Raw genomic sequence first — 14,331 nt, forward strand, 5'->3', positions numbered from 1 at the left:
TGCCTCCTAAAGTGTGTTTTGTACAGCATGTAATACATCTTCAAATGTAGAATATTGCTGTCCGTATTTTATATTTGGTCTTGCAATTAAAATTGTTTCAATGCCACATGCAAGGGCTGCCTCTAGCTTTTCATCCACCGAGCCAACCTTGCCACTTTCTTTCGTAATCATCAATGTCACATTATATTGACGAAAGAGGGCTTCGTTTAATTCCTTTGAAAATGGGCCTTGTATGGCAACAATATCTCTTTGTGCCACACCAAGTGCTTCACATTTTTCCATATTATCGAGTCGAGGAAGCATACGTGCAATCACTCGCGTATTTTCTAAGCCATGTAACACCTTTGTAAAAGTCGCTAGTGTTTTACTGCCCGTCGTTAGCATAATGACTCCACGTTTTTCCGCTGCTAAATGGGCAGCCTCCTCATAATCCTTCACAACCGTAATTAGTGGATGGGCATAATGCTCATGAGCACGTTCATAGCGAATATACGGAACATTTGCTTGCTCTGCTGCCGCCATGGCATTTTTTGAAGCTTCTTCAGCAAATGGATGAGAGGCGTCTACAACTAAACGAGACCCTCGCTCGGTAATAATCGTCGCCATTTCCTCCGCCGTTAAACGACCAACTAGATGAGGAAGGCCTACTTCTGCAAGGCTTGAAGCGGCTGATTCAGTAACGACCGTAGCTGTCACAGCATGACCTGCTGACTGTAGTTCAAGTGCTAGATTCCTAGCATCGCTCGTCCCCGCTAACATGAAAATCATTTCACCGGCTCCTCTTCATGGTGATGATGATGGTCGTGATCATGGTCGTGGTGATGGTGGTCATGGTCGTGATCATGATCGTGGTGGTGATGATGATGCGCATGTCCATGAACCGCCGCATAAGCACGATAATTTTCTAAATCTTGCATACCTGTTGATGTACCATTCACAGCTTGTTCAATTCGCTCTAATAACACATTTTGTAAACGATCATGATAGCCAAAATAATTGGCAATTTGAATATCACAGTCAGCATATTTTTCGTTAAATTGCTTACACATACCATTCATTCGTTCCATTAAGATACCAGTGAATAAAAAGTACGGTAGCATAATGATTTTTTTAGCACCAAGCTTCACACAGCGCTCAATTCCTTCTTCAACACGAGGATCTGTAACCCCCATAAATGCGCTTTCTACATATTGAACCGGGAGTTTCTCCCATAACAGGCGTGTAATTTTATAAAAATCACCATTTGCATATGGGTCACTGCCGCCTCGTGCAATTAATAAAACCGCAGTATCCTTATGTTCTTCTTCAGCATTAAAGCCGATTTCTGCTAAACGATCTTCTAAAATCGCAAATATTTCTTCATGGATACCGATTGTTTGACCATATGTGAACGTAATATTTGGATAATGCTCACGCGCATGTTCGATTTCTGCTGGAATATGCATTTTTGAATGTCCAGCATGAAGAAGAATAATCGGAATAACATGCACCTCTGTAGCGCCCTTCTTCACACAATTCGTAATACCTTCTTCGATGTTCGGCGAGGCAAACTCTAAAAAACATGTTTCTACTAAAAAACGCTCATCAATACGAGGTTTCATTTGCTCGATAAACGTGCGTACCTCTTCATTTCCTGCTTCTAAACGGCTCCCGTGGCCGACAAATAAAATTGCTTTCATCTCATTACCCCTCACTAGTCGCCGCATGGAGCTGGCTCAACTTTTATTTTTGAAGACATATCCTGATACGTAAAATGTAGGATCTTTTTCACACGCTTGAAGTATTTAAACAAACGTTCATTTGGATGTGCATTTGCTTTATATTCTTCGATAATGTCGGTAATAAGCGGTATTAGCTGTTCAGGTTCTAATCCCTCAACAACAGGCTGAGCCGCATGTGCTGTCCGACCAACTGGCTTGGCACCAATAAAAACATCGAATTTACTTTTACGATAAACAATGCCAATATCATCAAATACGGCTCGATAACACGCCATACCACAGCCATTAAAACCAATATTCAATGTTTTCGGTAACGACATGCCACCAAGCTTTTCTTGAATCTCTTCCGCATATGGGATCGAATCGGTTTTTTCTCCGTAACAAAAATCACAAGCCTTTAACGAAAGTACGTCACCAATTGGTGTTAGTAAAAAGCCCACTTCACGAAGCTTTGCTGTAATCTCTCCTGGCTCAGACGTAGGAATTTTTAAATGAATTTGGTGGTCTGGTGTATACTCCATCGTTCCTTCCTCACCAACTACCTCAGCTAAGGTCATCATTTGTTGAGGAGTAAAAAACTTATTGGCTACCCCAGGACTAACAGCTAATTCAAAAACCGATTCGATTTTTTGTTGAACGAGCTTAGATGTTACTTTCACAGCGTTAGTTCCCTTCACCTTTGCCAGAGCTGCTGTTGCCATTTCAAGGGATGACTTTTTAGGCTTTGGTTGTGGTGTTATAGCTAAACTGGGCTTTATACGATTGGCATTCGGATCTGTTGCAAAATCATTTCGCGCTGCCCCAGTTTCTTGATTCATTGCCCATGGTTCATTTTCTTCCTTTAGTCGTTGATGTGGTCGTAACGGCTGTTTTTCTTCTCCAAGTGTATATTTACGCTGATAACCACGTGGTGTAATCATTTTATTGTCATAGAAAAATGTTGTTGAATTCCCGATAATAACGGTTGTTAACATGCCGATATCATGTTCAAGCATTTCTGCTAAAGTCGTCATCGTAATTTCCTGACGGTCACGATACGCGCTTTTCACAAGTCCAACCGGTGTATCTGGCGAACGATATTCTAATAAAATTCGTTGAGCCTCTACAATTTGTCTCGTACGACGTCCACTTTTTGGGTTATAAAGCGCAATAACAAAATCCGCCATCGCCGCTGCTTCTACTCGCTTAGCAATTAAATTCCAAGGTGTTAAGTGGTCACTCAAACTAATTGTACAAGCGTCGTGCATAATAGGAGCACCTAGTAAACTTGCACACGAATTAATAGCAGAAATACCTGGAACAATTTCTACTTCGATACCAGTAGCTTCAGTCCATCCTAGCTCGATTAATACTTCATACACTAATCCAGCCATCCCATAAACACCGGCATCACCGCTGGAAATAACCGATACGATACTTCCAGCCTCTGCTTGACGTACCGCTTCCTGTGCACGTGAAACTTCTTCTGTCATACCAGTACTAATAATCGACTTTGCACTAACTAAATCTTGAATAAGCTCAACATAGGTTTTATAACCAATAATCATATGACTTTGTTGTAGTGCCTCTACAGCACGAGTCGTAATATGTTTAAAGTCTCCAGGGCCAAAGCCAACTACGAAAATCTTACCTTTTTGCGCCATTTTGTTACCCCTCTTTCACCTTTTCAATACCTTTAATGGCTGTTGTTTGTGCTGTACGCTGTAAAGATCCTTCACGTAAAGTAAAGACATGCTCATTATGTAAAGATTCATGATTTAAATCTTGTACGAGTGCCTTCGCATGCTCTGTTGTCGGCACGCGGTACCAATTCCCTTGAGGATAAGCAATGACAACACAAGCATCTTTACACCTACCATTACAGCGAGTCCTTGTCGTATGTATTTCCTTATCAAGTTCCAGTACCTGTATTTCATCACGAATTGCCTGAGTAATGTCCTCAGCATCTTTTTTCATACAGCTACTACCATTGCATATAAAAAGATGTGTTTTCATCCCCTCTAAATTCCAAGTTGTCATAGTTTTTCTCCCCTCATTTGCTTTTAGGAAAAAGAAAAACCTTTACTCTAGACGAAGAGTAAAGGTTTAGTAGAAGCCAAATAAAAACGAATATATACAGGTACTCGTTCTCGCTTCAACTTCTCCCTCCGAAAAGTTTGCATGTATCATCACATAAGCAGGTTTCCTGACTTAAGCTTCCTTTTACTTTCGCGCCTTCCTAGTTCTCACTAGTGGCATCCGCGATTTCATCAGCTATTACAGTAGCGGGGGCTGTATCGGATTCTCACCGATTTCCCTATTATCTTGAAAATATTCAAGCACTTATGAATGTTTTATATGAAATTATTATTTTTTTAAAATTAAAAACTGTTTCTATCATAGCCTATTTTTTTAAAATTTCAATATTTCTTTCTAAATTTGTGACATTTTCAGTAATTTTTTAATGAAAAACATGACATTTCTTTTCTATTTATCTAAATTTTCGACATAGACACTCAATTAAAAATTTTTTCTTAAAAAGTATAGCATATATATGGAAAATCATGTTACACTTTGTCGTGAAATCACAACTTCATCTTTTTTCGGTGCGAATTGTTCATCATTTCGCTTAAAAGGGAAGCCGGTTTAAGTCCGGCGCGGTCCCGCCACTGTACTAGGGAGTTTTATAGATAATGTCACTGTCCAAAGGATGGGAAGGCCTATAAAACGTTGATCTAAAGCCAGGAGACCTGCCGAAAAATATGTGATCGTTTGAACCTACGAGGATAGGTATGCGGCTGAGCAAATTAGAATTTTATTTGCATTTTTAGCTATGCACTTTTCCACAATTGGAGAAGTGCTTTTTTGATTTCATCGCATACTAATTCTAACTATTTTAATGTGAGGAGGAGAGGTTTTGAAATTCTCAGGTTGGAAGCTTAGTTATTTCTTATTGGCATTTTTATTCGTGCCAGATCGTGCATTTGCGATGCACATTATGGAGGGCTTTTTGCCAATTGAATGGGCGATTTTTTGGTGGGTCTTATCCATTCCATTTATTATTTTAGGATTACGTTCTATTCGTAAAACTATTGATGAAAATCCTGAAACAAAAATGATTTTAGGATTATCTGGTGCCTTTGCCTTTGTACTATCAGCTTTAAAAATCCCATCTGTAACAGGTAGTTGTTCACATCCGACAGGGGTTGGTCTTGGAACAGTTCTTTTTGGACCATTAGCAATAAGCGTTATCGGGACAATTGTATTATTATTCCAATCTTTGCTTTTAGCACATGGTGGGCTGACGACTTTAGGTGCTAATGCCTTTTCTATGGCAATTGCTGGTCCTATTATTGCTTATTATGTTTTTAAGGGCTCTCAAAAAATGGGATTATCATTTTCAGTAGCTGTCTTTTTAGCAGCAATGCTTGGTGACTTAGGTACATATATTGTCACTTCTGTACAATTAGCTCTCGCCTTCCCTTCTGAAGTCGGAGGCTTTATGGCTTCATTTACAAAGTTTGCTAGTATTTTTGCGTTCACGCAAATTCCTCTTGCTGTTAGCGAAGGCATTTTAACAGTGATCGTTATGAACTTCTTAAAAAAATACAATGTGAGCGAATTAAAAGCTTTACGCGTTTTCTCGGCAAAGGAGGCTCACTAACATGAAAAAAAATTTACTGCTCTTAGCAATTGTTGTGTTGTTAGCAATCATCCCCCTCTTCATTCAAAAAGGCGCAGATTTTGAAGGTGCTGATGGCGAAGCGGAGGCAGCAATTGGTGAAATAGATGCTAACTACGAGCCTTGGTTTGAAAGCTTATGGGAGCCACCAAGTGGTGAAATAGAAAGCTTATTATTCGCACTCCAAGCTGCTATTGGAGCCGGATTTATTGGCTATTTCATCGGCTTAATGCGCGGTAAACATAAAGAGGGGTAAGCGATGTTACTCATTGATAAGTATGCTTATATGAATAAACTAGCGTCTGTTCATCCGCTAGAAAAAATGACGTTTTCCCTTGGACTGCTTTTATTGTCGCTTATCATGAGAGATGAACGAACCTCACTCATTACATTTATTGTGATGAGTGCTTTTATCATTTTAGGTGCAAAAATCCCAGCTAAATATTACGCAAAATTACTATTGCTACCCGGATTTTTTTTACTTTCGAGTCTAGCATCCATTTTAATTTCTATAGCGCCAACAACAAGCACGGTACCTCCAACTATTTGGTCAATTTCTATTCATCATTGGACACTATTTGTTGGCATTGCGAGCTTAGTGAAAGCGCAACAGCTTTTTTTCATCGTACTTGGCAGTATAAGCTGTTTGTATTTTTTAATTCTTACGACATCAGTCCAATCTATTTGTTATGTCCTGCGACAATGGCGACTGCCCACTCTATTCGTAGAGCTAGTAGCACTAACGTATCGTTTTATTTTTATCTTTTTAGATAGTATGCAAAAAATTCATCTTGCTCAGCAGGCTCGTCTCGGGTACAGCTCCCCTATTCAGTGGCTTCGCTCGGTCTCCATGCTGATTGTTGCTTTATTTGTTGAGATGTTCCAACGTAGTCGTGAACTAAACAATGCGATGGAAGCACGTGGTGGCGAGACGGTCTATTGGCAGGAGGAGATTACTTATAACACGAAAAATTGGCTAGGTATTGTTGCAATTTTTATACTCCTCATCATTTATGGAGGTTTTTTCTCATGACAAACTTATACTTTGAATTAACACGTTTATCTTACGCTTATGCAGATGGAACTCATGCTTTAACAGACATTACACTTCAAATTCCAAAAGGGAAAAAAATTGCTTTACTTGGTCATAATGGTGCTGGAAAATCAACATTATTTCAGCATTTAAATGGAATTTTGAAGCCTACAGCTGGATGTATATCCTTTCAAGGGAAAGCACTCAACTATAGTAGAAAAGCATTAAAAGAATTACGTCAACAGGTTGGTATTGTTTTTCAGGATGCAGACAACCAGCTTTTTTCTGGCACTGTTAAACAAGATATTGCGTTTGGACCTCTGAATCTTGGCTGGACAACTGAAATAATTGAAGAAAAAATTGCTTGGGCTATCGCTCAAACCGAGGTTGAAGCATTGCTCGATAAACCGATACATTTTTTAAGTGTTGGACAGAAAAAACGTGTCGCAATGGCAGGAGTGCTAGCAATGGAACCTTCTGTTTTATTATTAGATGAACCGACCGCTGGATTAGATAATTATTATAGTGCACAAGTTTTACAATATTTAGCTACGTTAGAAAACGGCGAACGAACCATTTTACTGGCGACTCATGATATCCCGTTAGCCTATGAATGGGCAGATCAAATAGTCGTCATGGAAGCTGGGAGAATTATTTTTAATGGGGATCCCGTAGAACTGTTCTTTCAAGATGATTTACTTGAAAGAGCCCATCTTGAACGCCCATGGGTCTTCGAAATGGCCACTGCTTTACAAAACAAAAAACTATTTGAGAAAAACATCAAAATGCCTCGTTCTAAGGAAGATTTACATAGACTTATAGAGCAGCTTTAAGACAATTTGTCCATAGTTGAAATTTATTGTGGCTAATACATTCTACTACTCTTTCATTCGAGTAGGAATGGCAGCTGCTATCTGGAAGGATGTGAATTTTACTTTAGTGATCCTATGGGGATTCCATCTACTTTCTACCAATTCTTTACGACGGGCAGAACATAATGGTAAAATATAGATTGGAAACTGAGAAAAATATATCCTCATTTATGAAACTTTTCTATTACTTATTCGTAATAGTAGAGATTGCCCAAATATTTAATACACCCAAGGAGGGAAAACAGTTGAAAAACTGGAAGAAAAAATCAGTCGCTCTAGTAGCGTCTGCTGCACTAATGGTTCCTGCTGCTTCTGCCTTTGCTGAAGCTCCACAAAAAACAACAAAGAGCCAAGATTTAGTGAAAGTAGCTAGCAATAAGGACCAAGCATTCAAAAATCAAAAGGAATGGATTAGTCAGGATACGATTATTGTCAAACATTCTGGTCTTGATAAGAGTGTGCATAACAAAATTGGAACAAAAGTGATCCGCTCTATTCCTTCATTAGGTTACGATGTTATCCAACTGAACAAAGGAACAAATTTAGAAAAAGCAGTTTCATATTACGCTCAGCAAAAAGGGGTTAAAAGTGTATCCCCAAGCTATGTGTATCATTCATTTGGTACGAAAACAGATCCAAAGAAACAGGATATGTATCATTTAAATCTACTTCAAATTGATAAAGCACTACAATTAGCGGGCAATCATGAGGTAAAAGTAGCCGTTATCGATGGCGGTGTGGATTTTAAACATCCGGATCTAAAATCTCAAGTGCTCCCACCATATAACGCTGCAGCACCAGCCAATACAGCTTCTCCAGATTTACATGGAACACATGTAGCAGGAATTATTGGCGCGGCAAAAGATAATGGTATTGGTGGACACGGAATTAATCCAAAAGCCAAACTTCTTCCGATCGATGTATTCAACGGGAAAGCAGGGGCTAGTGATTTCGCCATTGCACAAGGAATTCTTTACGCTACTGAGCAAGGTGCCGATGTTATCAATATGAGCCTCGGGGGCTTCGGGTCATCTCCACTGATAGAGGATGCAGTTCAGAAAGCCATTGATAAAGGAATTACCATTGTAGCAGCTGCTGGAAATGAATCGACAGATAATTATGCCTTCCCCGCTTCATACGAAGGTGTTATTAGTGTAGGTTCTACGAATGATCAAAACAAACTATCAGACTATTCTAATTACGGTCCATCGGTTGATCTAGTAGCTCCTGGTGAAGATATTTATAGTACCGTTCATGATGAGAAAAAAGGATCATCCTTTGCAAAAATTAGTGGTACATCAATGGCGTCTCCAGTAGTTGCAGGTGTGGCTTCCCTACTAAAATCAAAATATCCAAATTTAAAACCTTATGAAATAGAAGCTATTCTCGAAATGACAGCAAAAGATTTAGGTGAGAATGGCTATGATCTTACATTTGGAAATGGTCTTGTAGATCCTGTAAAAGCATTACAGTTTGATATAAATAATCTACCTAAACAGTATTCCGAAACAAAAGAAGATCGCATAAAAAATGCAAAAGTCCTTAAAAAGGATATTTTAAATACTGAAAAAGGTTCATTCAACCAACCGGACGAAAAGAAATGGTACAAGGTTGATCTAGATGCAAATGAATATACTCAACTGACATTAAAAGGTGCAGACAAATATGATTATGCATTTGATTTGTACTTCTACCCTGAAGGTTCTAATAAAAAAGTAGAACCAATTAACGTCAATGATGTTCGTGTAGGCAAGGAAGAAGGATACCTATATAAAGCAGAACAAAAGGGAACCCTTCTTGTAGGAGTTAAGGATTATAATGGTAGCTACAGCTTAAAGGGCCAGTCTAAATACGTCTTCACAGCCCAAACAACTAAAAAATTACCAATTGATTCATTAGATATGGAGCATATGGAGAATATTGAAAAATTCCCATTCAGTACAGAAGGGAAAAACTATACCCTACTTTCTGAAGATCATCTAGGTGACAAAGATTACTTTACATTTTCAGTAAATGAACCAACGACATTGAAATTTGATTTATCTGGTATTCCAGGTGTTACTGCATCGATGGAGCTTTATCTAAAAGATGATTTTGATCTTCTACAGTCAGAGGAAGTCGATGCAGAAGAATTTGGTGAGGCATACCCAATCCGAGCATCTTACGGCACGGATACAGGCGATGGAGTAAGCTTAGTTGTCGATGCTGAGCCTAATGAAAAATATGTAATCGGCGTCTCTAATGAAAACAATTTCAATTCTACACTTGAAATGTTCTATAGCGGCGGTATTGATACTGAAGCAACTGTTAGTGAATCCATCATTCCTTACACATTAAAAGGTGAAGTCGTTACCCTTCCAGAAGATGAAGACGGCCTTTCATTAGAAGGAATGCTAGAAAGCAGCATAGAAGACGATGACGATCTTTTATCTTTTAATGAATATACAACAAAAAAACGTAATCAAAAGAATGATTTTATGAATATGTTCATGAATCCAGATGCTATGGAACAACCAGAAAACGTTGAGCAAATTATGGAACAAGCGATTCCTTTTGATATTGGTCAAGATCAAAAAGCATACTTCCAAACTGAAGATGATGAAGATTACTTCAAATTTACAGCTAAAGATAATGCCGTTTATGGGTTCAACATTCAAAAAGGTATTAACCAATCACCAGCTGGTACTATATTCGAATACGATGAGGAAACAAAAGAATTAATCCCAGTTTCTTCATTAACTAACGATATGGGGATACTTAGTCTACTTCTTGGATCATCAATTGATGAAAACGAAGCGAAGACAATTGCATTGAAAAAGGATAAAACCTATGTTGTAAAAGTAATGAATCTTGGTGACCGTTCTTCTGAACCGTATACACTTAAAACAAGTAAAATGGCAACTATTCCACAAGAGGATAAAACAAATCATAATACACCAAAAACTGCTATGAAGATTCAACCAGGTACTACTTACAAAGATCATCTCATTTATCAAGATAATACAGATTTCTACTATTATAAACAATATGGCAAAGACGAAATCATGAGCCTTCTTATTTCTTCTGTACCATATACAAAAGAACAGCTAGATCAATTACCAAAAGAACTTCAAAATGACTTGAAGTTTTCAGGCTCCATTATAGAAGATACAAATGGCAATAGAAAAATTGATCCAAAAGAAATGGCAACAGAAATTCAATTTGGACAAGGTGAAGATCTTATCGAAATGCTACTCGGTCTTGGCGGGACAACAGATCTAAATACTTCTTTTAAAGCCAAACAGGGTCATGGGTATTTTATTGTCCTCAACGGAAGCCACATTGGGCAATTATCAATCCAACCGTATACTTTAACTTTATTTGATCATAAAAATGCAGATGAAGATGCCGATTCCAAGTTAGTTAACGGTGTACCGACAAAACCGACTGTACTTACGAAAAAAGACGGTAAATGGGTAGCTAAGCAATATCTAAATGCAGGTGTTGCATTTGGTGATAAAGACTATTTTGAATTTAAAAACGACAGCAAACGCGATGTGTCCTTCTCTCTTAAAACAGAAAAAGCACTAGATGGCGTCATTCGTATTATTGATGCAAAAGGAAAAACAGTACAAACTTTAGATTATTACGGAGCTGGAGATGCTGAAGTAGGTACAGTCACATTGGATAAAGGAACTTACTTTATTGAAGTAAGTGAATACTACGGCAAAGCTAGTACTCAACCATATACACTAGAAATAAAATAAAATATCCACCCCTTGGACTGAAAAAATAAACGTAGTAGAAAGATAGAATTTTCGGTTGAAGGTAGTTTAAAAGACTAAGGCTAGGAAAGCAAGTCAAAACTTTAAAAAGCGCAAGAAATCAATTTTAGAAACGTTGATTTCTCGCGCTTTTTTGATATTAATCGAAAAGTATTGTTCACTCCTCTAGTTCGTTGAGGAATCCATATGGAAATTAATTATGATAACTTTATATTTTCCAAAACTTAGCTTACGATAAAGAAAAAGTATTTGAAAAGGAGATGAAAAATTTGGAAACAAATATTTATTTTATTCGACATGCACATTCTCCATTTATTTTTGCACAGGAACGAGAACGCCCACTTTCTGAGGAAGGCATAAAATCAGCAAAAAGACTTGTAGCCTCATTGAAAAAAGTACATTTTGATGCAGTATTATCTAGCCCATATACACGATCTTTACAAACATTAGATGGATTAATTGACCATCCTTCTACAATTATTATTGAAGAAAATTTAAAAGAAAGAACACTTAAAGGGAATTATAAATTGTCAGAAGATAGAATTGAACAAGCAATGAAGGATTCCTATAAAAATTTAGATTTTCGATTGGATGGAGGAGAAAGTGTTAGAGAAGCACAGTATAGATCTTTACCAATAATACTTAAAATCATTGAAAATCAAGATTTCACAAATGTAGCTATCGGGACACACGGTAATATTATGACAAGTATAATAAATTATTTTGATCATTCATATGGATATGACTTCTGGAAATCTACAGAAAAACCTGATGTATATAAATTAACCTTTAATGGTTATCATTTAATTTCTGTTACAAAAATAAGTTTTTAAATTCTATCGATATCTTTCTTTAAAAAAAGTTGGGTTTTGTGAGCGCGTCTTTTTGTACCAACAATACATACTTTAACAGGTACGTCCTGTTTAAAAAACCAGGCAGCGACACTTTTTTCACTACTGTCTTAAAGGCCTGATATGTTAGTACCATAAGCGATGACGTTCTGATTTGGTCATGAAAAAACCTCCTAATGAATGATTATTTTGATTGTCTCACGATTATTAATTCATTAGGAGGTTTGTAGTATTTGGCGCTTACTTTTTTATGAAGCATTCGTGTTTTATTCACGATAACGAGAGAGTTATTTCCGCTCCAACTATGCACTCTTTTCAGGGGTTCTTATTATAGGGTATTGGTCAAGAAGAAGCGTGCTTTATTCCCCTTCTAGCGACGCTAATATAAATATGGTCGCCCTGTTTTCACTCCATTCTCGGAATATACTCCTCTTATCCGATTGGCTTTTCCTCTAAATATTCGGCTACTTTTTGCACAATATGTTTCCAATTTAATTCCGCTCTTGCGAAAGCTTGGAGGTGTTCACATGCATCAGCCAATAAAGCTTCCTGTTTCGTTACTTGCTGCAATGTCCGCCCAACACTTTGCCAATCATGTGTCGGATGAATTATCCCGAAGCGCTGATTATGGGTAATATCTGCCGCCCCATCGACATCAGTCGTAACGATATAACAACCATTCTTTGCGGCCTCAGCAAATACATGAGCGTAGCATTCTACTACAGAGGTAAGGCAAAAGATTTTAGCCTTTCTATACTCCTCTTCCAGTCGCACCTTATCATAAATCGGTCCCAACATTATGACCTGTGCTGCAAATGGATTTCCATCCAGCACGTTCAACAGCTCCTGTCTAAACGCCTCTGACATTGGACCTATTAACCGAAACTCCCAATCTGCAAGCTGTGCTTCTAAAAATGCTTTTACCGCTAGAAGAATTTGTTTTTCAGGAGCATCTAAACGACCTACCGTTACTATTCTATTTTCTTTCTCTTTATATGGAACAGGCTCTGTTTGAAACAGCTCATAAAAGCCATTAGGAATACGTTTAATATCCAAATTGGTAAATTCATGAATAGAGCTTTGAATAGATTCACATTCGGACGAAAGTACATCACAAAGCTGGAGTAACTCCGTAAAATACGGATAAGTTTTTAATCGACTTAACCAAAACCGATTAACATCTAATTTCATATAAATTTTTCCGTTTGGATTAAACTTTTTATAGGTTTTTAAGATCGATAAATACGATGGATACGGCCCTATCGCAAATGCAATATCGATGTCCTTCGCATGCTCTATTAAATAACTATTCATATTAGCAACATAGTCATCCTCAAACGGAATATGTTGAAAAGTGACAGAAGGAAAGGTTTGTTTCAATAATGCTTCATTCATTTCAGTCGTTACAATAGTAACATCAAAGCCTAAGTATTCACCTAACAAAATAGGAACTAGGCATAAATCTTTGAAAATATGTGCATCGGAGAGCTTATACGATTCCACACTACATATGAAGGCTATCTTTTTTGACATAACATCCCCCTTTTTTAAATGAAGCATTTCATTAAATTATGATTTCTTGTTCAATAATGTGAAAAGATTAGTATAAGTACCATTATCACACTAGTAAAATCACCTTATTTTAAAATGCTTTTCTCTCTTTTAAATAACTAACGAATGTAAGCCATTGCCTACAGAACCACTCTTGCAACGCATATTGTAATAAAGAATCCGTTATGTCAATCAAAGTAAAAAGTATAGACTTTCTAAAACTCTACTTACGCCTATTGAACACTTCTACTAACAAAAAAAGAATCGAGGTTTTATATGAAAATTAGTTTTTTATCACCAGCCTACAATAGTGAAGAGTGGATATTGACATTGTTAGAAAGTATTCCTAAAGAATACGCCTATGAAATTATCGTATGCAATGACGGCTCAACCGACAATACTTTAGCTCTATTAGAGGACTATCAAAAAAACTGTCCAGCCTTAAAAATAATTACTCATCCAACTAATTTGGGTGCAAGTGTAGCCTATAATCGATGTATGGCAGAAGCTACTGGTGATTATGTAGCTATCATAGATAGTGATGATCACTACTTACCCGCTATTCGAAACGTCTTAGGCCAAGTAGATGGTCAGTTTGATATTTATTATTACAACATGCTTACAAAGGAAGGCTATGCATTTATAAAAGATGAATCAAATCGATACACATTACCTGGACAATTTAAAATTATTCGAAGAAGTTTTATAGGTGATGCAACCTTTACCATAAGAAAAGATATTGCAGGGGATTGGGATTTTAATTGTGCTTTAATGGATAAAAACCCGACAAGTAAATATACAAATGAATTAGCATACTGGTATAACTTCCCAAGGGAAAATTCTGAATATGATTTACATCGAAGAGGATTAAAATAACG

Annotated in this window: 12 protein-coding genes and 2 riboswitches; of the genes, 7 read left to right on the top strand and 5 right to left on the bottom strand. The window is 37.3% G+C overall.

What is annotated here, in order from left to right; translation table 11 throughout:
* Positions 1-6: 6 nt before the first annotated feature.
* The 4 genes from cobK to ACFTQ7_RS02905 are packed head-to-tail and all read right to left on the bottom strand — an operon-like array spanning position 7 to position 3,740.
* Entirely contained in the window at positions 7-768 is a 762-nt protein-coding gene (gene cobK / locus ACFTQ7_RS02890; protein WP_386827172.1) for a precorrin-6A reductase, read from the bottom strand.
* On the bottom strand, positions 765-1,679 hold the full coding sequence (locus ACFTQ7_RS02895) for a sirohydrochlorin chelatase (RefSeq protein ID WP_386827174.1): 915 nt from the start codon (positions 1,677-1,679) through the stop codon (positions 765-767). Before ACFTQ7_RS02895 ends, cobK begins: the two co-directional genes overlap by 4 nt.
* Positions 1,680-1,693: 14 nt before the next feature.
* The gene (gene cobJ / locus ACFTQ7_RS02900) at positions 1,694-3,364 is read right to left on the bottom strand and encodes a precorrin-3B C(17)-methyltransferase (RefSeq protein WP_386827176.1); all 1,671 of its coding nucleotides are present in this window, start codon (positions 3,362-3,364) and stop codon (positions 1,694-1,696) included.
* A 4-nt stretch (positions 3,365-3,368) separates the two neighbouring features.
* Positions 3,369-3,740, bottom strand: coding sequence for a (2Fe-2S) ferredoxin domain-containing protein (locus ACFTQ7_RS02905; protein ID WP_079561980.1), 372 nt, complete (start codon positions 3,738-3,740; stop codon positions 3,369-3,371).
* Between the two features lie 139 nt (positions 3,741-3,879).
* Positions 3,880-4,061: riboswitch (cobalamin riboswitch) on the bottom strand.
* 226 nt (positions 4,062-4,287) lie between these two features.
* Positions 4,288-4,472: riboswitch (cobalamin riboswitch) on the top strand.
* Positions 4,473-4,617: 145 nt separating this feature from the next.
* Here ACFTQ7_RS02905 and ACFTQ7_RS02910 point away from each other — a divergent pair.
* The 6 genes from ACFTQ7_RS02910 to ACFTQ7_RS02935 all read left to right on the top strand — a co-directional run bounded on the left by ACFTQ7_RS02910 (position 4,618) and on the right by ACFTQ7_RS02935 (position 11,884).
* Positions 4,618-5,364, top strand: a complete 747-nt coding sequence (locus ACFTQ7_RS02910) for an energy-coupling factor ABC transporter permease (protein ID WP_386827177.1) — start codon at positions 4,618-4,620, stop codon at positions 5,362-5,364.
* A gap of 1 nt (position 5,365) precedes the next feature.
* The gene (locus ACFTQ7_RS02915) at positions 5,366-5,638 is read left to right on the top strand and encodes an energy-coupling factor ABC transporter substrate-binding protein (protein WP_079561978.1); all 273 of its coding nucleotides are present in this window, start codon (positions 5,366-5,368) and stop codon (positions 5,636-5,638) included.
* Between the two features lie 3 nt (positions 5,639-5,641).
* Positions 5,642-6,415, top strand: coding sequence for a cobalt ECF transporter T component CbiQ (cbiQ, locus tag ACFTQ7_RS02920; protein ID WP_386827179.1), 774 nt, complete (start codon positions 5,642-5,644; stop codon positions 6,413-6,415).
* Positions 6,412-7,248, top strand: coding sequence for an energy-coupling factor ABC transporter ATP-binding protein (locus ACFTQ7_RS02925; RefSeq protein WP_386827181.1), 837 nt, complete (start codon positions 6,412-6,414; stop codon positions 7,246-7,248). Before cbiQ ends, ACFTQ7_RS02925 begins: the two co-directional genes overlap by 4 nt.
* Before the next feature lie 284 nt (positions 7,249-7,532).
* Entirely contained in the window at positions 7,533-11,033 is a 3,501-nt protein-coding gene (locus ACFTQ7_RS02930; protein WP_386827182.1) for a S8 family peptidase, read from the top strand.
* 287 nt (positions 11,034-11,320) lie between these two features.
* Entirely contained in the window at positions 11,321-11,884 is a 564-nt protein-coding gene (locus ACFTQ7_RS02935) for a histidine phosphatase family protein (protein WP_386827184.1), read from the top strand.
* Between the two features lie 450 nt (positions 11,885-12,334).
* On the opposite strand, the gene ACFTQ7_RS02940 is transcribed toward ACFTQ7_RS02935, so the two are convergent.
* Entirely contained in the window at positions 12,335-13,435 is a 1,101-nt protein-coding gene (locus ACFTQ7_RS02940; protein ID WP_386827185.1) for a glycosyltransferase family 4 protein, read from the bottom strand.
* 294 nt (positions 13,436-13,729) lie between these two features.
* Between ACFTQ7_RS02940 and ACFTQ7_RS02945 the strand changes: the two genes are divergently transcribed.
* Positions 13,730-14,329, top strand: a complete 600-nt coding sequence (locus tag ACFTQ7_RS02945; protein ID WP_386827187.1) for a glycosyltransferase family 2 protein — start codon at positions 13,730-13,732, stop codon at positions 14,327-14,329.
* Positions 14,330-14,331 lie beyond the last annotated feature (2 nt).

The organism is Lysinibacillus sp. NPDC056959, from assembly GCF_042674095.1.
Classification (GTDB): domain Bacteria; phylum Bacillota; class Bacilli; order Bacillales_A; family Planococcaceae; genus Lysinibacillus; species Lysinibacillus zambalensis.